An 18,566-nucleotide genomic window follows, 5' to 3' on the forward strand; every position below is an offset into this window, starting at 1 on the left:
GGGCTCGGCCACGGCCTGTTTGCCGTATAACCTCGCCTATCCCCATTTGATTCGCCGGCTGACTGCCGGCCACGACCATGAGCGACGTTCAACAACGCATCGACGACCTCGTCAAGAACAACCGTGTGGTGCTCTTCATGAAGGGCACGGCGCAGTTCCCGATGTGCGGCTTCTCCGGCCGCGCCGTTCAGATCCTCAAGTCTTGCGGCGTCAACGACCTCAAGACCTTCAACGTGCTGGAAGACGACGGCGTGCGCCAGGGCATCAAGGAGTACGCCAACTGGCCGACGATCCCGCAGCTGTACGTCAACGGTGAGTTCATCGGCGGCTCGGACATCATGATGGAGATGTACCAAGCGGGTGAGCTGCAGCAGGTCCTGGGCAACCAGGCCTGAGCTTGGCCACCCACACAGCACCTGGCCGTGTGGTCGTCGGCATCACCGGCGCCACCGGCGCGGTGTACGGGCTCAAGCTGCTGCAGCGCCTGAAGGCCGCCGGCCGCGAGACGCACCTCGTGGTCAGCCCGGCGGGGGTGCTCAACGCGCACCATGAGTTGGGCCTCGACCGCAAGGCACTCGAAGCGCTAGCCCACGCCGCCTACAACCCGGCCGATGTGGGTGCCGCCATCGCGAGCGGGTCGTTTCCGGTGGAGAGCATGGTCATCGCGCCCTGCTCGATGAAGACGCTGGCCGCGATTGCGCACGGCCTGTCCGACAACCTCATCAGCCGCGCCGCCGACGTCACGCTCAAGGAGCGCCGGCGTCTGGTGCTGTTGGCACGTGAGACGCCGTACAACCTGGCGCACCTGCGCAACATGACTGCCGTGACCGAGATGGGCGGCGTCGTCTTTCCGCCGCTGCCCGCCTTCTACCACCGGCCCGCAACGCTCGACGAGGTGGTCGACGATTCGGTCGAACGGGTGCTGGCCTTGCTCGGCGTCGGCGAAGCGCAGCCCAAGCCCTGGGCCGGGCTCTGAGCGGCCCGCTCAGCCCGGCTTGAACGCCCAGGCCTTGCGGGCACCGAACACCAGGTTCGGGTACTCCGGCTTACCGCGGCTGCCGTTGTAGCGGCCGAGCGCCATGTAGAGGTCGCCACGCTCGCGATCGAGATAGTGACGCAGGATCACGCAACCGAAGCGCAGGTTGGTCTGCATGTGAAAGAGCCTCGCCACGTCGCCATCGCCAATCAGGCGCGCCCAGAACGGCATCACCTGCATGTAGCCGCGTGCACCCACACGGCTGATGGCGTATTTGCGAAAGCCACTCTCGACCTGGATCACCGCCAGCACCAGCGAGGTCTCCAGCCCGGCCCGCATGCTCTCGTACCAGACGGTTTCGAGGAACTCCACGCGCGCCACGTGCTCGGCCTTGCGCTTCTTCAAGCGGTTGCTCATCTCGCCCAGCCATTTCAGGTAGGCGAGGCGCTCTTCGATGTGGTCGAACGCCGGCTTGGGCGGCGCGCTGTTGGCGATGGCGGCCGACAACGCCGAGCGCACGGCATCGGCCATCGGCTCCTCGACCTGCGCGCCGGCCCGAACGGCAGGCGTGGAGAACAGCAGCGCCGGCCAGGCTGCAGCGGCGAGCACCTGCCGCCGACCCAGCCCGCTCGTCACGCTCATGCCGCGAGCCGGCCTTTCAGGAAGGCGCCCAGTTCAGCGGCAGCGACAGCCGTGGCCTGCGCGTCGCGACGCCCTTGGTATTCGACCTTGCCTTCCTTCAGGCCGCGGTCGGACAAGACCACACGGTGCGGCACGCCGATCAGCTCCCAGTCGGCAAACATCGCACCCGGACGCTCGCCGCGGTCGTCGAGCATCACGTCGACCCCCTGCGCCTGCAACTCGTCGTGCAGGCGGTCGGCGGCGGCCTTGACCTCCGCCGAGCGGTCGTAGCCGATGGGACACAGCACCACGCTGAACGGCGCCATCGACAGCGGCCAGATGATGCCGCGTTCATCATGGCTCTGCTCGATGGCCGCGCCCAAGAGGCGGGTGACGCCGATGCCGTAGCAACCCATCTCAAGCAGCTGGGGCTTGCCGTTCTCGTCGAGGTAGCTGGCGTTCATCGCCTTGGAATACTTGGTGCCGAGGTAGAACACGTGGCCGACCTCGATGCCGCGCTGCATGGCGAGTTTGCCCTTGCCGTCGGGCGAAGGGTCGCCCTCGACCACGTTGCGGATGTCGGCCACCACCGCAGGCTCGGGCAGGTCACGGCCCCAGTTGGCACCGGTGTAGTGGAAGTCGGCTTCGTTGGCGCCGCAGACGAAATCGCTCATCGCCGCCACCGTGCGGTCGGCCACGACGCGCACCGGCTTCTTCATCCCGATCGGGCCCAGGTAGCCCGGCTTGCAGCCGAAGTGTTCTTCGATCTCGGCGGTGGTGGCAAAGCGATAGCCTTCCTTCAGACCGTCGATCTTGCCGGCCTTGACCTCGTTGAGGCTATGGTCGCCGCGCACCAGCAAGAGCCACACGGTGGTCTTGCGCACTTCGCCGTCGTCGTTCTTCTCGTCGGTCGCGAGCACCAGCGATTTCACCGTCTGCGACAGCGGGAGCTTGAGCAGCTCGGCCACGTCTTCGCAGGTGCTCTTGCCCGGTGTCGGCGTCTTGCTCAGTACCTGCGTCGCCGCACCGCGCTGAGAAATCAGCGGCAGTGCTTCGGCCAGCTCGACGTTGGCGGCGTAGTCGGAATCAGGGCAATAGGCGATGGCGTCTTCGCCGGTATCGGCGATCACCTGGAATTCGTGCGAGCGGTCACCGCCGATCGCGCCGGTGTCGGCCGCCACAGCGCGGAACACGAGGCCCATGCGCTCGAAGATGCGTACGTACGCCGCATACATCGCGTCGTAGCTCTTACCGGCCGCGGCGACGTCGCGGTCGAACGAGTACGCGTCCTTCATCGTGAACTCACGCCCACGCATCACGCCGAAGCGCGGCCGACGCTCGTCGCGGAACTTCGTCTGGATGTGGTAGAAATTTTTCGGCAGCATGCGGTAGCTGCGCAGCTCCTGCCGGGCGATGTCGGTGATGACCTCTTCCGACGTCGGTTGGATGATGAAGTCACGCTCGTGCCGGTCTTTCACACGCAGCAACTCGGGCCCCATCTTCTGGAAGCGGCCGGTTTCTTCCCACAGCTCGGCGGGTTGGACGACCGGCATCAGAAGCTCGACGGCCCCCGCCCGGTTCATTTCCTCGCGGATGATGTTTTCGACTTTGCGGATGACCCGCAAACCCATCGGCATGTAGTTGTAGATACCCGCGCCCAGACGTTTGATCAAACCGGCCCGCATCATCAGTTTGTGGCTGGTGACCTCGGCGTCGGCGGGTGCTTCCTTGAGCGTTGAAATGAAAAACTGAGAAGCTTTCATGAGCAGGGAACCGGGGGAGATGGGCAGGTTTGCACGGCAGGGCTGGGGAAACCCGCGGGGTCACTTCCCGCAAAGCCGGTGCAATAATGAATTCAATTAAAGAATTTGAGGTTGATTATGCTCGACCGAGAAGGGTTCAGACCCAACGTCGGCATCATCCTGCTCAATACGAAGAACCAGGTTTTCTGGGGCAAGCGCATCCGCACCCACTCCTGGCAGTTCCCGCAAGGGGGCATCAAATACGGCGAGACGCCTGAGCAGGCGATGTTCCGCGAGCTCCACGAAGAGGTGGGGTTGTCGCCCGAGCACGTTCGCATCGTCGCGCGCACCCGTGATTGGCTGCGCTATGAAGTCCCGGAGCATTTCATCCGCCGCGATGCCCGCGGGCACTATCGCGGCCAGAAGCAGATCTGGTTCCTGCTGCAGCTGATGGGCCGTGACAGCGACATGAACCTGCGGGCCACCGACCACCCGGAATTCGACGCCTGGCGCTGGAACGACTACTGGGTGCCGCTCGATCTCGTGATCGAGTTCAAGCGTGACGTGTACCAGATGGCGCTCACCGAGCTGGCCCGCTTCCTGCCGCGCAACAACCACCACAACCGCTATTTGCGTTCAGGCATGCGCCCGCATCACCGCGATGACGCCGGCAACTCCAACACGGCGCCACTCGATGAAAGCGGCCCGCCGGAGCCGGCGTCGTCCTGACCGTCAGGCCAGCACCAGGTTGTCGCGGTGGATCATCTCGGGCTCCCCGGTGAAGCCGAGCAGGCGCTCGAACTCGCTCGACGGCTTGCGCGCAATCAGGCGAGCCTCTGAACTCGCGTAGTTGGCGAGGCCACGCGCGATCTCGTTGCCGGACTTGTCGCGCACAGCGATCACATCACCGCGCACGAACTCGCCTTGCACCTCGACCATGCCGATGGGCAAGAGACTCTTGCCCTCATCGCGCAGCTTGGCCACCGCACCGTCATCGATCACCACCGCCCCGCGGAACTGCAGGTGATCGGCCATCCATTGCTTACGCGCCGCGAGCTTCGGGGTCGACGCGGTCAGCGCGGTGCCAATTGCCTCACCGGCCGCCAGGCGCAACAGCACATCGGGCTCACGCCCCCACGCGATCACGGTCGTCGCGCCGCTGCTCGCGGCTCGCTTGGCCGCCAGCACCTTGGTGATCATGCCGCCGCGACCGATGCTCGATCCAGCCCCGCCGGCCATGCGCTCCAGCTCCGGCGTGCCCGCCTCGGCTTCATCGATGAAGTGCGCATCCGGGTCCTTGCGGGGGTCGGCCGAATACAGGCCCTTCTGATCGGTGAGGATGATCAGCGCATCGGCTTCGACGAGGTTGGCCACCAACGCCCCCAAGGTGTCGTTGTCGCCGAACTTGATCTCGTCATTGACGACGGTGTCGTTCTCGTTGATGACCGGCACGACCTTCAATCGGAGCAAGGTCAAGAGCGTCGAGCGAGCGTTGAGGTAACGTTCGCGGTCGGCCAGGTCGGCATGCGTCAGCAGGACCTGAGCACTGCCCATATCGTAGTGGCGCAGCTGGGTTTCGTAGATCTGTGCCAGGCCCATTTGCCCCACGGCAGCGGCGGCTTGCAACTCGTGGATTTCCTTCGGCCGCGCCGCCCAGCCCAGGCGCTTCATACCCTCGGCAACCGCCCCGCTGGACACCATCACCACCTCGCGCCCCTGGCCGGCCAGCGCCGCCATCTGGCGGCACCAGTTGCCGATGGCCTGTGCATCCAGGCCGCGACCTTCGTTGGTCACCAGGCTGGAGCCGACCTTGATGACGATGCGCTTGGCGTTTTTCAGGGCGTCGGTCATGGCGATTGCTCGATGTCACGCGTAGGGTCGGCGAAACGGGGATCGGGATCGTCGGGCACCACGTTCTTCAGCTTCGAGACGTGCTGGTAGATCGCCTGTACCAGGTGCTCGCAGCCCTCGCGCGTCAACGCCGAGATCTGGAACACCGGCCCCTTCCACTTGAAGCGCTTCACGAAGTCTTTGACCCGCTGTTCTCGCTCTTCGACAGGAACCATGTCGAGCTTGTTCAGCACCAGCCAGCGAGGTTTGTCGTGCAGCGCCTGGTCGTACTTCTTGAGTTCGGCCACGATGCCTTTGGCCTGTGCGACGGGGTCGACGCTGTCGTCAAAGGGCGCCATGTCGACCACGTGCAGCAACAGGTGGGTGCGCTGCAAATGGCGCAGGAAGAGGTGACCGAGGCCCGCACCTTCGGACGCGCCTTCGATCAGGCCCGGGATGTCGGCCACGACGAAGCTCTGTTCCGCAGCGACACGCACCACACCGAGATTGGGGTGCAGGGTGGTGAAGGGATAGTCGGCAATCTTGGGCCGAGCATTCGAGATCGCGGCAATCAGCGTCGACTTGCCCGCATTCGGCATGCCCAGCAGCCCCACATCGGCGAGCACCCGCAGTTCTAGCTTGAGCTTGCGATGCTCACCGGGCCAGCCCGGGGTCTTTTGCCGGGGAGCGCGGTTCGTGCTGGTCTTGAAGTGCAGGTTGCCGAACCCGCCATCGCCGCCCTTGGCAAGCAAGACCTTTTCGTCCGGCACCAACAGTTCAGCGATCACGTTCCCGGTGTCGAGGTCGGTGATGATGGTGCCCATGGGCATGCGCAGCACAATGTCTTCGGCGGCAGCACCGTACTGGTCAGACCCGCGCCCGTTTTCACCGTTGCGTGCCTCGTGTCTGCGTGCGTAGCGGAAGTCGATCAGCGTGTTGAGGTTGCGGTCGCCAACGGCGAAAACACTGCCCCCACGTCCGCCGTCCCCGCCATTGGGCCCGCCAAAGGGGATGAACTTCTCACGGCGAAAGCTCATGCAGCCATTGCCGCCATTGCCGGCCGCCACGTCGATGGTGGCTTCGTCAACGAATTTCATGACTGAACGGTTCCGATGTCACACAGACTCCAAAGGTAATGGAGCACTGCCGCAGGCGCAAAAGATGCGCAAAAACAAAAGCCCCGGCGAACCGGGGCTCGTGTGAGCCAAGCCTCGACGCGAAGGTCTCAGCCCAGTTCTTTCACGCTCACCGTTTGACGGTTGCGCGGGCCCTTGATGGCGAAGCTCACTTCGCCATCGACCAATGCAAAAAGCGTGTGGTCTTTGCCCGTGCCAACATTGGCGCCGGCATGAAACTTGGTGCCGCGCTGACGGACGATGATCGAGCCAGCCGGGATGGTCTGGCCTCCAAACACCTTCACGCCGAGCATCTTCGGCTGGGAATCACGGCCGTTCCGGGTGGAACCGCCGCCTTTTTTCTGTGCCATGGTTCGACTCCTTTCAGGCGTTCACTGCGCTGATCTCAAGCTCGGTAAAGGTCTGGCGATGACCTTGCCGCTTTTGATAGTGCTTGCGGCGACGCATCTTGAAGATGCGCACCTTGTCGTGCTTGCCCTGTGCCACAACCGTGGCCTTGACGCTCGCGCCGGAAACCAAGGGAGTCCCGACCTTCAGGTCCGCGCCGTTGCCGACTGCCAGAACTTGGTCGATCGTGATCTCTTGGCCAACGTCCGCAGCAATCTGTTCTACCTTGATCTTTTCGCCCGCAGCAACCTTGTATTGTTTGCCGCCGGTTTTTATGACCGCGTACATATCAGCCCTTTCATGGATTGCTCGGAAGAATACCGAGCACCTCACGCAAAACGTGAAGCCCGCGAGTGTATCACGGGCGGTGACGCCATGTCACGCTCGGGCTCGACCAGTCGGGAACGGGCCAAGTGGGCCCAGGCGCGTGCGAGGCGCAACCAAAGGGCACGACACCGACTTCCTATAATCAGACGACCTTCCGAGCTCGCTGTGCAACCCAAGCCCCTTATCTTGACCCAGCCCACCGACCCCCTGCGCCTCATGGCGCCCGAGATGAAAGAGGTCGACGCGGTCATCCAGCAACGACTGGCCTCGGACGTGGTGCTGATCAACCAAATCTCACACTACATCATCAGCGCAGGCGGAAAGCGCATCCGACCCATGCTGGTGTTGCTGTTTGCGAACGCCTTGGGATTCCGGGGAAGAGAGCGGTTTGAACTCGCCGCCATCGTGGAATTCATCCACACCGCCACCTTGCTGCATGACGACGTCGTGGACGAGTCAGCGCTTCGCCGCGGCCGAGCGACGGCCAACGCGCTTTTCGGCAACGCGGCCAGCGTCCTTGTCGGCGACTTCTTGTACTCGAGAGCGTTCCAGATGATGGTGTCCGTCGATCGGTTGCGGGTGCTGGACGTCTTGGCCGACGCGACCAACGTCATCGCGGAAGGGGAGGTGCTGCAGCTGATGAACATGCACGACCCCGACCTGGCCGTTGCCGACTACCTGAAGGTGATCCGCTTCAAGACAGCCAAACTGTTCGAAGCCAGCGCGCGGTTGGGAGCCGTTCTCGCCAACGCGGAACCGAAGATGGAGGAAGCCTGCGCCGCATACGGCCGCCACCTGGGCACAGCGTTCCAGCTCGTCGACGACCTCCTCGACTACGAAGGCTCCACCAACGAACTTGGCAAGAACGTCGGGGACGACTTGCGCGAAGGTAAGCCCACCTTACCCCTGCTGATCGCCATGGAGCGCGCCCCCGAAGACGACCGATTGATGATCCGCCATGCAATTGAGCAGGGCGAGGTCGGCCGCCTCTCCGAGATCGTCGCCATCGTTCGACAGACCGGCGCCCTCGAAGCGACGCGCGATGCCGCTCGTGAAGAGGCGGACAAGGCCCGCCTCACTTTGGCGGCACTGCCCGAAACGAGCTATCGAGAAGCTCTGCTAGAATTTTGCGCTCGATCGGTTGAGCGCTCGTCTTGACCCGATCGAACCAAAGCGGGCCTTCTCGAGGCCCCTTTTCTTCGGGGTGTAGCTTAGCCTGGTAGAGCGCTACGTTCGGGACGTAGAGGCCGGAGGTTCGAATCCTCTCACCCCGACCAGATTCATTGGCACTGAAGCAAATTGTTGCAGCGTTGGCACTGTGAGTCGTGACTTCTTGCCGCAGCCTCGTAGTGCTCAGGTTTACAGCCCCAGGTAGATCGGCGATCATCAATTGATGTTGCCATCGTGACGTAAAGCACACCTCTACCTGTGGATACCCTTGCCGAAGCCCCTCAATCCGCACTGTCTGGTGTTGCGCGGGTTCTAGTGCATGCCGGCAAGCTGAACGCCAAAGCGGCAGAAGATCTGGTCAAGTCATCCAAAGAGAAGAAGTCCAGCTTCCTCTCCGCGGTACTCGCCGCCGGCGCGCTCACACCGGCCGAACTGGCTCACACACTGTCCAGCGCGCTGGCATTGCCGCTGCTGGACCTCAATGCCATTGATCCGCAGCGGCTTCCACGGGCGATCATCGACGCAAAGCTGGCCGCCCAGTACCAAATTGTGGTGCTGGGAAAACGCGGCAATCGTCTTTTCATCGGTGGCGCTGACCCCACAGACCAGGAAGCTGGCGAGCGCATCAAGTTCGCGACACAACTGTCGCCCGAGTGGGTCATCGTCGAGCACGACAAGCTTTCGAAGATGCTGGAGGGGGCCGGCGTCAGTGCGACCGAATCGCTCGACAACATCGTCGGTGGCGACTTCGAATTCGACGTCTCGGACGACGATGTCACTGCGAGCACAGAGACACAGGAAGTCACGGCCGACGTCGAAGACGCACCCGTCGTGCGCTTCCTGCAGAAGATGCTGATCGACGCGATCAACGCTCGCGCGTCCGACCTCCACTTCGAACCGTACGAATACCACTACCGAGTCCGTTTTCGCATCGACGGTGAACTGAGAGAGATCACCCAGCCGCCGATTGCCATCAAGGACAAGCTGGCGTCCCGCATCAAGGTGATCTCGAGGTTGGACATTGCCGAAAAGCGAGTCCCCCAAGACGGACGCATGAAGCTGAAGTTCGGCAGCAAAGCGATTGATTTTCGCGTCAGTACCTTGCCAACCCTGTTCGGCGAGAAGATCGTCATCCGAATCTTGGATCCCTCCAGCGCCAAGCTCGGGATCGAGGCGCTCGGCTACGAAAAGATTGAAAAGGAGCGCTTGCTGGCTTGCATTGCGCGTCCTTACGGAATGATTCTGGTCACAGGCCCGACCGGCAGCGGCAAGACGGTGTCGCTCTACACCTGCCTGAACATCCTGAACCAGCCCGGCGTCAATATTTCGACAGTGGAAGACCCGGCCGAAATCAACCTGCCCGGCATCAATCAGGTCAACGTCAACGACAAGGCCGGTCTGAGCTTTTCTGCAGCCTTGAAGTCGTTCCTGCGGCAGGACCCGGACATCATCATGGTCGGCGAAATCCGCGACCTGGAGACTGCCGACATCGCCATCAAAGCCGCGCAGACGGGCCACATGGTGATGTCGACCTTGCATACCAACGACGCGCCCACCACCCTCACGCGGTTGCTGAACATGGGCGTTGCGCCGTTCAACATCGCATCGAGCGTCCTGCTGATCACTGCGCAGCGCTTGGCCAGGCGACTGTGCGAAGCATGTAAGGCGCCGGCCGAGTACCCACGGGAGGCGTTGCTGAAAGCCGGATACTCCGAGGCCGACCTGGACGGAAGCTGGCGACCCTACCGAGCAGTCGGCTGTTCGGCCTGTAGCAACGGCTACAAGGGCCGGGTTGGCATTTACCAAGTGATGCCAGTCAGCGAAGAGATTCAGCGCATCATCCTGTCCGAAGGAACCGCCATGGACATCGCACAACAAGCCGCGAACGACGGCGTCCGCGATTTGCGACAGTCTGGGCTGGTGAAGGTGCGCGGCGGGTTCACCACGCTTGAAGAGGTCATCTCGGTGACCAACGAATAGCGGGCTTTTTCGCTTTTACGACAACTCATCTCAACGGGACGAGGAGAAAAGTCTCCTCGCAAACACCATGGCAACTGCAGCAGCAACCGCAGCACGCAACGTCAAGGAATTTGTCTTCGAATGGGAAGGCAAGGACAAGAACGGCAAGGTGGTCCGCGGGGAGATCCGTGCGGGCGGTGAAGCGATGGTCAGCGCAAGCCTGCGCCGCCAGGGCATCCTGATCACCAAGGTGAAGAAGCGTCGCACGACGGGCGGCAGGGCGATCAAGCAGAAAGACATCGCGATCTTCACGCGCCAGCTGTCAACCATGATGCGCGCCGGTGTGCCACTGCTGCAAGCCTTCGACATCGTGGCGCGAGGCAGCACCAACGCGAAACTGACCAAACTGCTGCTGGACATTCGGAACGACGTGGAGACAGGCACCAGCCTGTCGGCGGCATTCCGGAAGCATCCGCTGTATTTCGATGCGCTCTACTGCAATCTGGTCGAAGCCGGCGAAGCCGGCGGCATCCTGGACACGTTGCTGGACCGTCTGGCCATCTATCAAGAAAAGACGATGGCCATCAAGAACAAGATCAAGTCGGCACTGATCTATCCGGTGGCCGTGATGGTCGTCGCGTTTGTGGTGCTCGCGATCATCATGCTGTTTGTGATCCCGGTGTTCAAAGACGTCTTCAAGTCCTTCGGCGCGGACCTTCCAGCGCCAACGCTGTTCGTCATCGGGCTGTCGGAAATCTTCACCAAGTATTGGTGGGCAATTTTCGGCTTCATCGGCGGCGGGCTCTATTTCTTCTTCGAGTCATGGAAACGCTCCGAAAAGATGCAACGGACCATGGACCGCCTGTTGCTCAAGGTCCCGGTGTTCGGAGATCTGGTCAACAAATCATCGGTGGCCCGCTGGACTCGCACGCTGTCGACGATGTTCGCGGCCGGTGTTCCGTTGGTCGAAGCGCTCGACTCTGTCGGCGGCGCTTCCGGCAACGCCGTCTTCAAGGATGCAACCGAGCAGATTCAAAAAGATGTCTCCACGGGTGCCAGCTTGACCGCCTCGATGCAAACCACGGGTGTGTTTCCCACCATGGTGATTCAGATGTGCGCCATTGGCGAGGAGTCCGGCTCGCTTGATGCGATGCTGGGCAAATCTGCCGAGTTCTACGAGGACGAGGTTGACGAAGCCGTCAAGGGGCTGTCGTCCCTGATGGAACCCTTCATCATCGTGATTCTGGGCACTCTGATCGGCGGCATCGTGGTGTCGATGTACCTGCCGATCTTCAAGCTCGGCGCGGTGGTTTGACGGAGGTGTTCGCGCCGAACTTCGGCAGCGACATCTTCCTGTCGCCGTGGGTGCTCGCACTGCTCGGTCTGTGCATCGGCAGCTTTCTGAACGTCGTCATCCACCGCCTGCCGGCCATGTTGGACCGCGGTTGGTGGGGCGATATTGCGCAGCAGCTGGCCGACCTCGAAGCCCATCGGCGGGTCTTCGGTACACCAGCGTCAACCGAGACAGCGCAAGTCGGAAAGTCACTCGCAGACGCACTGGCCGCGCAACCCGTCCTCAAGCTGACGCACCCACGTTCCCGCTGCCCCGCCTGTGGTCACCAGATCGCCTGGTACGAGAACCTTCCCGTCGCGAGCTATCTCGCCTTGAGAGGCCGCTGCAAGGCCTGCAAGACTTCCATCTCCCTGCGCTACCCTTTTGTCGAACTCATCACGGCAGCCCTCTTCGCTGCTGTGGGTTGGCGCTTCGGGCCGACATGGACGGCGCTGGCGTGGTGCGGTGCAGTCGCAGCACTCATCGCGCTGTCAGGCATCGACTGGGACACGACGCTGCTCCCCGACGTCATCACCCTCCCTCTGCTGTGGGGGGGGACTGTTGTGCAGCCTCCTCGGGTTGACCGTCCCCTTGCCACAAGCCCTCTGGGGCGCCATCGTGGGGTACCTGTCGCTCTGGTCGGTGTACTGGCTTTTCAAGCTCACCACCGGCAAGGAAGGCATGGGCTACGGTGACTTCAAGCTGCTCGCCGCGCTGGGGGCCTGGCTGGGCTGGCAGATGATCCTGCCGATCGTGCTCAGTGCCTCGGTGATCGGCGCCATCGTCGGCATCGGGATGAAGCTGTCCAGCGGCTTGCGCGAAGGGCGCTATGTGCCTTTCGGGCCGTTTCTCGCGGGCGGGGGCATCGCGGTGATGTTGGCAGGGCCGCAACGTGTGCTGGGGTGGCTGGGCTGGGCCTGACGTCAGCAGACAACGAGCAATGCAGACACCTCGCGGCGCGCACATCGGCCTGACCGGCGGCATCGGCAGCGGCAAGAGCACCGTGGCGCGCCTGCTCGTCGAGCGCGGCGCCGCCCTGATCGACACCGACGCCATTGCCCGATCGCTGGCCCTGCCCGGCGGCGCGGCAATCGAGGCGATCCGCGAAGCCTTCGGTTCCGACGTCATCGACAGCAGCGGCGGCCTTGATCGTGCCCGCATGCGCGAACTGGTGTTCGCGGACGCACAAGCCAAGGGCCGCCTCGAAGCCATTCTGCACCCGATGATCGGCCTGGAATGCAACCGTCAGGCCCTCGCAGCCTCGGGCAGGACCACGGTCTTCGACGTACCGCTGCTGGCAGAGTCAACCCACTGGCGCACCCGTGTCGACCGCGTGCTGGTGGTCGACTGCTCGAACGAAACGCAGGTCGTGCGCGTGATGAGCCGCTCCGGCTGGACGCGCGAGGCGGTACTCGCCGTCATTGCCCAGCAGGCCAGCCGCGAGCGCCGCCGCGCCTGCGCCGACGCGGTGATCCACAACGACGGACTCACACTCGACGAACTTGCGCAGCACGTGGACATGCTGCTGGCCCAATGGGCCCCTGTGGAACAATCCCGCCGGTCGAGCGGAGCGCGTCCAACTTGATCCTCTACGAGTACCCCTTCAACGAAAGCATCCGCACCATGCTGCGGCTCGAACACCTGTTCGACCGCCTGGGCCGCTTGATGCCGCGTGACGAGACGGTCGATCACCACTACGCCCTCGCCACGCTGTTCGAGATCATGGACGTCGCCTCGCGCGCCGACCTCAAATCCGACCTGCTGAAAGACCTTGAGCGCCAACGCAGCCAGCTCAACAGCTACCGCGGCAATCCCTCGGTGTCCGACGCCGTGCTTGACCAGGTCGTCGGCAAGATCGACCACGCCTTCAACGGCCTCAACCAGGTGCCCGGCAAAGCCGGCCACGCCCTCACGAGCAACGAGTGGCTGATGAGCGTGCGCAGCCGCATCAGCATCCCTGGCGGCACCTGCGAGTTCGACCTGCCGGCCTATTACGCCTGGCAGCAACAGGACCCGGCCCGCCGTCGTGCCGACCTCAGCCACTGGGTCGGCACCTTGATGCCGCTGGCGGAAGCCCTGAAGGTGCTCCTGGGTCTTTTGCGCGACGCAGGCACACCGCACAAGGTCGTGACGCAAGGCGGCCAGTTCCAGCAAAGCCTGCCGGCGGGCCGCGTCTTCAACCTTCTGCGCCTGCGCATCGATCCGACCGCCCAGCTGATTCCCGAGATCAGCGGGCACCGCCTGATGGTGCTCGTGCGGCTGATGCGACAAGACGCCGAAGGCCGCTTGAAACCCGCCGGCGTGGACACCAGCTTCGAACTCACCCTCTGCTCCTGAGCGATTGAGATGAGTTCCGACGCGCCCTCCCCGCCTGCGAAGCGCCGCATCGTCACCTGCCCGACCTGCGGCGGCGAAAGCCTTTACTCGCCCGACAACCCCAACCGCCCCTTCTGCAGTGAACGCTGCAAGAACGTTGACTTCGGCGCCTGGGCCAGCGAGAGCTATCGGGTACCGGCACGTCCACCGGCACCCGGTGAAAGCCCCGACGACCTGTCGAGCGAACCGGGCACAACGCCTCGTGTAGATAGCCGTTAAGGACTGTCATTCGGATCCCTACGAATCAACAGCCTAGCTGGACCAAGGTCAAGACGATCTGAACCAGGATGCCGCTTAGAACCGAATTCTGGGCATTTGTCGCCGCTCAGTTCTGAATTCAGCCCACCGGCCCGGGCTACAAAAGCGCGGTCAAGCGCGCCAACAGGCTTGCGGGATTGGGCGACATGGCCGCGACCGCAACGATTCCAAGGATTGTCGTGAGCCGACACAACACCAGCCGGACATCTCTGGACACCAACGCGTTGCGCCGCTCTCGGTCGTTGCGGAACTCGCAGTAGGGGCCTTCTGGCCCGGATCTGGACTGCCTTAGCTCAGGATCATTTTGCTTTGCCATCGCGGCCCCACGGGGTAAATCACCTCCAGTATGGCACAATCTTTATTGTGTGCGATACAGGGGACACACTTGAGTGACACAAAAGGCAGTGCGGCCTACGGGGCGTTCGGAGCGATGGTCGCCCGTCTGCGGGTTGAGGCGGGATTTGCGAAACAACAGGATCTGGCCGTTGCCCTCGGAGTCAAGCAGCAGACCATCAGCCGATGGGAGAAAGGCCTATCGCGGCCCCGCTCCGCCGACATTCCAGCTTTGGCAAACGCCCTAAAAGCGGACGAAGCACTCCTAGGCAAGACAGCGGGCTACGCTGGCGTCAGGCAGGCGGAGATTCAGACCGCCATAGCGTTCGACCGTCCGTTTCCACTCCACGCGCTATCGCCCGAAAGCTTCGAGCGCTTTTGTCGCTTTCTTCTGGAGCGGCTCTATCGGGGCCGAGGAATCGTTCATCCGTATGGAGCCCAAGGACACGAGCAGAAAGGAATAGACATCTTCGCGACCGGCGAATTCGGTGTGCACTCCTTTCAATGCAAGCGGGTGGAAAAGTTTGGCGCGCACAAAGTTCATGCCGCTGTCGCGGATCAAACTTTCGAGGCGCAGCTCAGAGTTCTTCTGCTTTCCACAACTGCGAGCCCAGATGCACGCGACGCGGTCGCAAAGCACAAAGGCTGGGAACTGTGGGATCGAGAAGATATTTCCTACAAGCTGCGCACCTTGCCCGAAAGAGACCAGATTGACCTTGTCGACATCTTCTTTCGCGGGCACCGCAATGATCTTCTCGGCATCAATGAAGCTGGCCCATTCCTGTCAAAGGAAGACTTTTTCAAGCCATTCCTAGCCGACGACCGCCTCTTCCACCACCAGTGGGAACTAGTCGGCCGCAGCGACGATGAGCGAAGCCTTCTTGGTCACCTCGCAAACGAGCAAACCTTACTCACCTTGCTCGTCGGCGGGCCTGGCTATGGAAAGACAAGGCTGCTGCGCGAAGCAGTTCTGCAGGCATCCAAGTCACAGCCGCACAGAGCAATCTGGTTCGCCTCCCCGACTGAAGAGATCCAAGCCAAGCATCTAGAGCAATTGGGCAGCAAACCACTGCTCATAGTCGTGGACGATGCACATGATCGCGAAGACCTCGGCGTGCTGCTTCGCCATGCCGCTTCGAACACAAATGTTCGACTGCTTTTTTCGCTGCGACCGTACGGGACGGAAGCACTTAAGCATCAGGCAGCAACTTTCAGCTTGTCCGAACCACAGGTAAAAGTCGTTCGCCTGAGCCATCTCAGCAAGGCAGAGGCAAAGACGCTCGCAGAAGAGGTACTGAAGAAGGAAGGCGGTCCGATAGCGACCGCGCCGTCTATTGCCGAAGCAACGTATGGCTTGCCGCTGGCGACGGTATTGGGAGCACAAGTCGTCGCGCGAGAGAAGATCGCACCGCTTTTGATGGGGAATGTCCAAGCCTTTCAGGATCACGTCCTCGCAAGACTGCAAGACGTCATCACGGGCAGCATTACCACTGGGCAGGACTCCGCTCGGCTGCAGGCGGTTCTTCGCATCGTGAGCCTAGTTCAACCAGTCGTCCCTGACGATCCAAACCTGCTCAAGCTCATACAGGACGCCGAAGGCGTCCCACCCGGGGACTCTGCGCGCTTGCTGCGCTTGTTGATAGAGGCCGGCGTGCTGTTCAAGCGAGGTCGCAGATATCGCGTTGCTCCAGACCTGCTCGCCGATTCGGTCATTCAACGGAATCACGTGGGGCCAGACAGAAAAGCCAACGATCGAGCCATCGCGGTGTTTGATGTTGCGAGCCCCGAGCACCTGAAGCATCTCCTAGTGAATCTAGGACGCTTGGAGTGGCGTCTCAACGATGGGGAGACAAAAGACGGAGTCGTGCTTGAAAGCATTGCACCAAAGCTTCAATGGAGAGACGACTACGTCAACGCACACGTTGCGGCCGTTGAAGCAGTCGCGTACTACCAGCCACGATTTGCCATCGAGTTCGCTCGACGCCTGATAAAAGAGGGGCACGGAGACAGCTCGCCCGTGTGCGGCATGCTGCGCAACGCTGCCTACACGATTGAGTTCCTAGAGGAAGCCTGCGGCCTGCTTTGGAAAGCAGGCAGGACCGACAACCGAGCGCTGAATCAACATCCGCGCCACGGCATTCGGATCCTCAAAGAACTTGCAGAGTTCGAACCGAACAAGCCAGTCGAGGTAGTCAACAAAGTCGTACGTTTCGCCCTCTCGCTACTTGAGCGACCGCACTCTCTCCAAGGAGCCTACACACCGTTCGCAATCCTTGAAGGGGCCTTGGGAACAGAGATGGAGTCGACGACGGCAACCTCTCGCGCGTACACCATCACGCGATACCAACTCCCCTTGCACCATGCCAAGGAGATTCGTGAGGAGATCATCTCCTCGTTGCTCACGCGCGTCTCCGACCGAGACCCACGAATGGGCTTCTTGGCAGCGACTACTCTTAGTGAAGCAGTGCGTGGGCCCATGCACACCCAAGAGCGAGAGGTTTGGAATGCTGCGCATCTCACCACTTTGCAGCGACTCTTCCAAGTGCTGACCGGTAACCAGATAAACCCTATCGTGCTAGTGCGCGCCGCGAAGTCGGTTGGTTGGCATGCGTTCTACGGGCCAACGGAAACGAAGCCTTTGGCAAAAAAGATTCTCTCGTTGCTCGACAGAGATCTTCCCACCCGCCTCGTCCGTGCGCTGATTGATGGTTGGGGGACTGAAACCTACCGAATCTCAGAGTCCGGGCGGCGCGAAGCCCACGAAGCAGCCCAAACAACGCTCATTGCAGATCTTTCCAAAGCATGCCCGTCGGCGACAGAGCCTACGAATACGTCGATCAGTGGCTTCGCGTCATTGCAGAAGTTGCGCATTCGGGATATGGCTCCCCGTTCATGCTGATCAATCGTTTGATCACAGAGGTGCCTGGCTTCGCGCTTGAGATCTTTCGGAGGTATCGCGACAACGATGCTTCTCCCCTCGCTTCCTATGCTGGAGCCGCCCTCGGACAACTAGTCGGCAAACCAGAAGGACGTTTGCTGATCTCTGAACTACTCAAGGAAAGCGAGTCTGCCGAGGCATTGAGGCTAGTCGCGGAAGCATACGGAAGACAGACACCCAGTGAGCGATATATCGAGGAAGACGTCGCGCTCCTACGTCAGATCTTCCGATCCAAGGAGCCGTCCGTATTGGCCCTGACGGGAAGCGTTTCGCACACCGTGGCAAAGGTAGATCCGCCGTTGGCCGTCGACCTTATTTGTGACGTCGACCTTAGGCTGGCAGGACGCTCCGTTCATGAAATCTTCATGTGGTTGAGTCACGAGAACACCATTCCGGCAGCATCTATAGATGCTGGCCGCCTAAAGCTCCTCGTCCGCAAGCTCGTCAAGTTGAACCGGCTTGACGACTACTGGGTTCTCAAGTTCTTGAAAAGAGTGATGAGCATCGATCCAGATGCTGTCTCTCGAATGTTCTTGGTCCGGCTTCGCGTTGCAAGCATGTGCAAAGACTGGAGCTATCGTCCAGTAGAACCTCAGTACCTCGGCGATGCGGCCGATGCAAAGAGCGGTGGATTGGGACTATTGGAAAAGCCCGGGGGCGAGCGGCGTCTGCGCCACCTGTTAGACAACGCATTGCGGATGGTTGGCAGCACCCATGGCATTTTTGAGATCGGCGAACTTGTCGCAGTGCTGTGTGGGAAGTTCGATCAGCCACTGCTGGAAGTGCTGGTCGACTGGATGAAACAAGGTGGGTCGGATCACGTGAAGGTGATAGCCGCCGTTTTGGGGGCCGCCCAGAACACGCTGCTATACGAAAGCCCTACGTTTATCAGAGATGTGATCAGCGCTGCCGAAATGGTGGGGGAGGAGGCCGTTGGCACCATGACCTCCGCTCTGATAGGAGCGACGCTCTCCGGAGGACGGTCGACGACACCCGGAGAGCCTTATAACGAAGATGTTCGCCTGAGGGACTATTCAAAGGAAATGCTGGCTGGATTGAGCCGCACTGACCCTGCACACGAGATGTTCTCCGTGTTGCTTCGCGCGGCGGAGCAAGGAATCGAGCGGCAGCTAAGAGAGAAGGAAGCTCTCGACTCTGAAGACGAAGAGTAGCCTCTGGA

The 18,566-nt window shown here is 61.7% G+C and carries 17 protein-coding genes, 1 tRNA gene and 1 pseudogene; 13 read left to right on the top strand and 6 right to left on the bottom strand.

From position 1 onward, the window contains the following. Positions 1-77 precede the first annotated feature (77 nt). Both grxD and LRS03_RS12970 read left to right on the top strand, forming a co-directional pair. Positions 78-395: a Grx4 family monothiol glutaredoxin gene (grxD, locus tag LRS03_RS12965; protein ID WP_257825876.1), complete on the top strand. Its 318-nt coding sequence runs from the start codon at positions 78-80 to the stop codon at positions 393-395. Between the two features lie 2 nt (positions 396-397). Beyond that, positions 398-976: a UbiX family flavin prenyltransferase gene (locus tag LRS03_RS12970; RefSeq protein ID WP_257825878.1), complete on the top strand. Its 579-nt coding sequence runs from the start codon at positions 398-400 to the stop codon at positions 974-976. Positions 977-985: 9 nt separating this feature from the next. Here the strand turns inward: LRS03_RS12970 and LRS03_RS12975 are convergent, their stop codons facing one another. Further along, entirely contained in the window at positions 986-1,618 is a 633-nt protein-coding gene (locus tag LRS03_RS12975; RefSeq protein WP_257825879.1) for a lytic transglycosylase domain-containing protein, read from the bottom strand. Then, positions 1,615-3,360, bottom strand: coding sequence for a proline--tRNA ligase (locus LRS03_RS12980; RefSeq protein ID WP_257825880.1), 1,746 nt, complete (start codon positions 3,358-3,360; stop codon positions 1,615-1,617). The genes LRS03_RS12975 and LRS03_RS12980 overlap by 4 nt, the downstream gene beginning before the upstream one ends. A gap of 117 nt (positions 3,361-3,477) precedes the next feature. Here LRS03_RS12980 and LRS03_RS12985 point away from each other — a divergent pair, with 117 nt between their 5' ends. Further along, positions 3,478-4,068 (top strand): RNA pyrophosphohydrolase, encoded by a 591-nt coding sequence (locus tag LRS03_RS12985; protein ID WP_257825881.1) that lies wholly within the window; start codon positions 3,478-3,480, stop codon positions 4,066-4,068. 3 nt (positions 4,069-4,071) lie between these two features. Here LRS03_RS12985 and proB read toward each other — a convergent pair whose 3' ends face one another. The 4 genes from proB to rplU form a co-directional block, all read right to left on the bottom strand. After that, positions 4,072-5,190 (bottom strand): glutamate 5-kinase, encoded by a 1,119-nt coding sequence (proB, locus tag LRS03_RS12990; RefSeq protein ID WP_257825882.1) that lies wholly within the window; start codon positions 5,188-5,190, stop codon positions 4,072-4,074. Then, positions 5,187-6,266, bottom strand: coding sequence for an Obg family GTPase CgtA (gene cgtA, locus LRS03_RS12995; RefSeq protein ID WP_257825883.1), 1,080 nt, complete (start codon positions 6,264-6,266; stop codon positions 5,187-5,189). The genes proB and cgtA overlap by 4 nt, the downstream gene beginning before the upstream one ends. 128 nt (positions 6,267-6,394) lie before the next feature. Beyond that, positions 6,395-6,655, bottom strand: coding sequence for a 50S ribosomal protein L27 (gene rpmA, locus LRS03_RS13000; RefSeq protein WP_257825885.1), 261 nt, complete (start codon positions 6,653-6,655; stop codon positions 6,395-6,397). Positions 6,656-6,668: 13 nt separating this feature from the next. Further along, on the bottom strand, positions 6,669-6,980 hold the full coding sequence (rplU, locus tag LRS03_RS13005; RefSeq protein ID WP_257825886.1) for a 50S ribosomal protein L21: 312 nt from the start codon (positions 6,978-6,980) through the stop codon (positions 6,669-6,671). A 255-nt stretch (positions 6,981-7,235) separates the two neighbouring features. Here rplU and ispB point away from each other — a divergent pair, with 255 nt between their 5' ends. From ispB to LRS03_RS13055, 10 genes and pseudogenes are all read left to right on the top strand, one after another. Beyond that, positions 7,236-8,177, top strand: coding sequence for an octaprenyl diphosphate synthase (ispB, locus tag LRS03_RS13010; protein ID WP_257829520.1), 942 nt, complete (start codon positions 7,236-7,238; stop codon positions 8,175-8,177). Positions 8,178-8,219: 42 nt separating this feature from the next. After that, positions 8,220-8,296 (top strand) — tRNA-Pro (locus LRS03_RS13015). A gap of 151 nt (positions 8,297-8,447) precedes the next feature. Beyond that, positions 8,448-10,169 (top strand): type IV-A pilus assembly ATPase PilB, encoded by a 1,722-nt coding sequence (pilB, locus tag LRS03_RS13020; protein ID WP_257825887.1) that lies wholly within the window; start codon positions 8,448-8,450, stop codon positions 10,167-10,169. 67 nt (positions 10,170-10,236) lie between these two features. Next, positions 10,237-11,463: a type II secretion system F family protein gene (locus tag LRS03_RS13025; RefSeq protein ID WP_257825888.1), complete on the top strand. Its 1,227-nt coding sequence runs from the start codon at positions 10,237-10,239 to the stop codon at positions 11,461-11,463. 32 nt (positions 11,464-11,495) lie between these two features. Next, positions 11,496-12,402 (top strand): annotated as a pseudogene (locus tag LRS03_RS13030) (prepilin peptidase). Positions 12,403-12,421: 19 nt separating this feature from the next. Beyond that, complete coding sequence (gene coaE, locus LRS03_RS13035) at positions 12,422-13,066, top strand: dephospho-CoA kinase (protein ID WP_257825889.1); 645 nt, start codon at positions 12,422-12,424, stop codon at positions 13,064-13,066. Then, the gene (gene zapD / locus LRS03_RS13040; protein WP_257825890.1) at positions 13,063-13,818 is read left to right on the top strand and encodes a cell division protein ZapD; all 756 of its coding nucleotides are present in this window, start codon (positions 13,063-13,065) and stop codon (positions 13,816-13,818) included. The genes coaE and zapD overlap by 4 nt, the downstream gene beginning before the upstream one ends. Positions 13,819-13,827: 9 nt before the next feature. Next, positions 13,828-14,076: a DNA gyrase inhibitor YacG gene (locus LRS03_RS13045; RefSeq protein ID WP_257825891.1), complete on the top strand. Its 249-nt coding sequence runs from the start codon at positions 13,828-13,830 to the stop codon at positions 14,074-14,076. A 424-nt stretch (positions 14,077-14,500) separates the two neighbouring features. Further along, positions 14,501-17,347, top strand: coding sequence for a helix-turn-helix domain-containing protein (locus LRS03_RS13050; protein WP_257825893.1), 2,847 nt, complete (start codon positions 14,501-14,503; stop codon positions 17,345-17,347). Then, entirely contained in the window at positions 17,341-18,558 is a 1,218-nt protein-coding gene (locus tag LRS03_RS13055; protein ID WP_257825895.1) for a hypothetical protein, read from the top strand. Before LRS03_RS13050 ends, LRS03_RS13055 begins: the two co-directional genes overlap by 7 nt. The last annotated feature ends 8 nt before the right edge of the window (positions 18,559-18,566 follow it).

This window comes from Rhizobacter sp. J219, assembly GCF_024700055.1.
Taxonomy (GTDB): Bacteria; Pseudomonadota; Gammaproteobacteria; order Burkholderiales; family Burkholderiaceae_C; genus Rhizobacter.

Bases quoted from the DNA above. Each gene is read 5' to 3' on its own strand.
- grxD (WP_257825876.1), top strand. From the start codon at position 78: ATGAGCGACGTTCAACAACGCATCGACGACCTCGTCAAGAACAACCGT.
- LRS03_RS12975 (WP_257825879.1), bottom strand. From the start codon at position 1,618: ATGAGCGTGACGAGCGGGCTGGGTCGGCGGCAGGTGCTCGCCGCTGCA.
- LRS03_RS12980 (WP_257825880.1), bottom strand. From the start codon at position 3,360: ATGAAAGCTTCTCAGTTTTTCATTTCAACGCTCAAGGAAGCACCCGCC.
- LRS03_RS12985 (WP_257825881.1), top strand. From the start codon at position 3,478: ATGCTCGACCGAGAAGGGTTCAGACCCAACGTCGGCATCATCCTGCTC.
- proB (WP_257825882.1), bottom strand. From the start codon at position 5,190: ATGACCGACGCCCTGAAAAACGCCAAGCGCATCGTCATCAAGGTCGGC.
- cgtA (WP_257825883.1), bottom strand. From the start codon at position 6,266: ATGAAATTCGTTGACGAAGCCACCATCGACGTGGCGGCCGGCAATGGC.
- rpmA (WP_257825885.1), bottom strand. From the start codon at position 6,655: ATGGCACAGAAAAAAGGCGGCGGTTCCACCCGGAACGGCCGTGATTCC.
- rplU (WP_257825886.1), bottom strand. From the start codon at position 6,980: ATGTACGCGGTCATAAAAACCGGCGGCAAACAATACAAGGTTGCTGCG.
- ispB (WP_257829520.1), top strand. From the start codon at position 7,236: ATGGCGCCCGAGATGAAAGAGGTCGACGCGGTCATCCAGCAACGACTG.
- LRS03_RS13025 (WP_257825888.1), top strand. From the start codon at position 10,237: ATGGCAACTGCAGCAGCAACCGCAGCACGCAACGTCAAGGAATTTGTC.
- coaE (WP_257825889.1), top strand. From the start codon at position 12,422: ATGCAGACACCTCGCGGCGCGCACATCGGCCTGACCGGCGGCATCGGC.
- LRS03_RS13045 (WP_257825891.1), top strand. From the start codon at position 13,828: ATGAGTTCCGACGCGCCCTCCCCGCCTGCGAAGCGCCGCATCGTCACC.
- LRS03_RS13055 (WP_257825895.1), top strand. From the start codon at position 17,341: ATGCTGATCAATCGTTTGATCACAGAGGTGCCTGGCTTCGCGCTTGAG.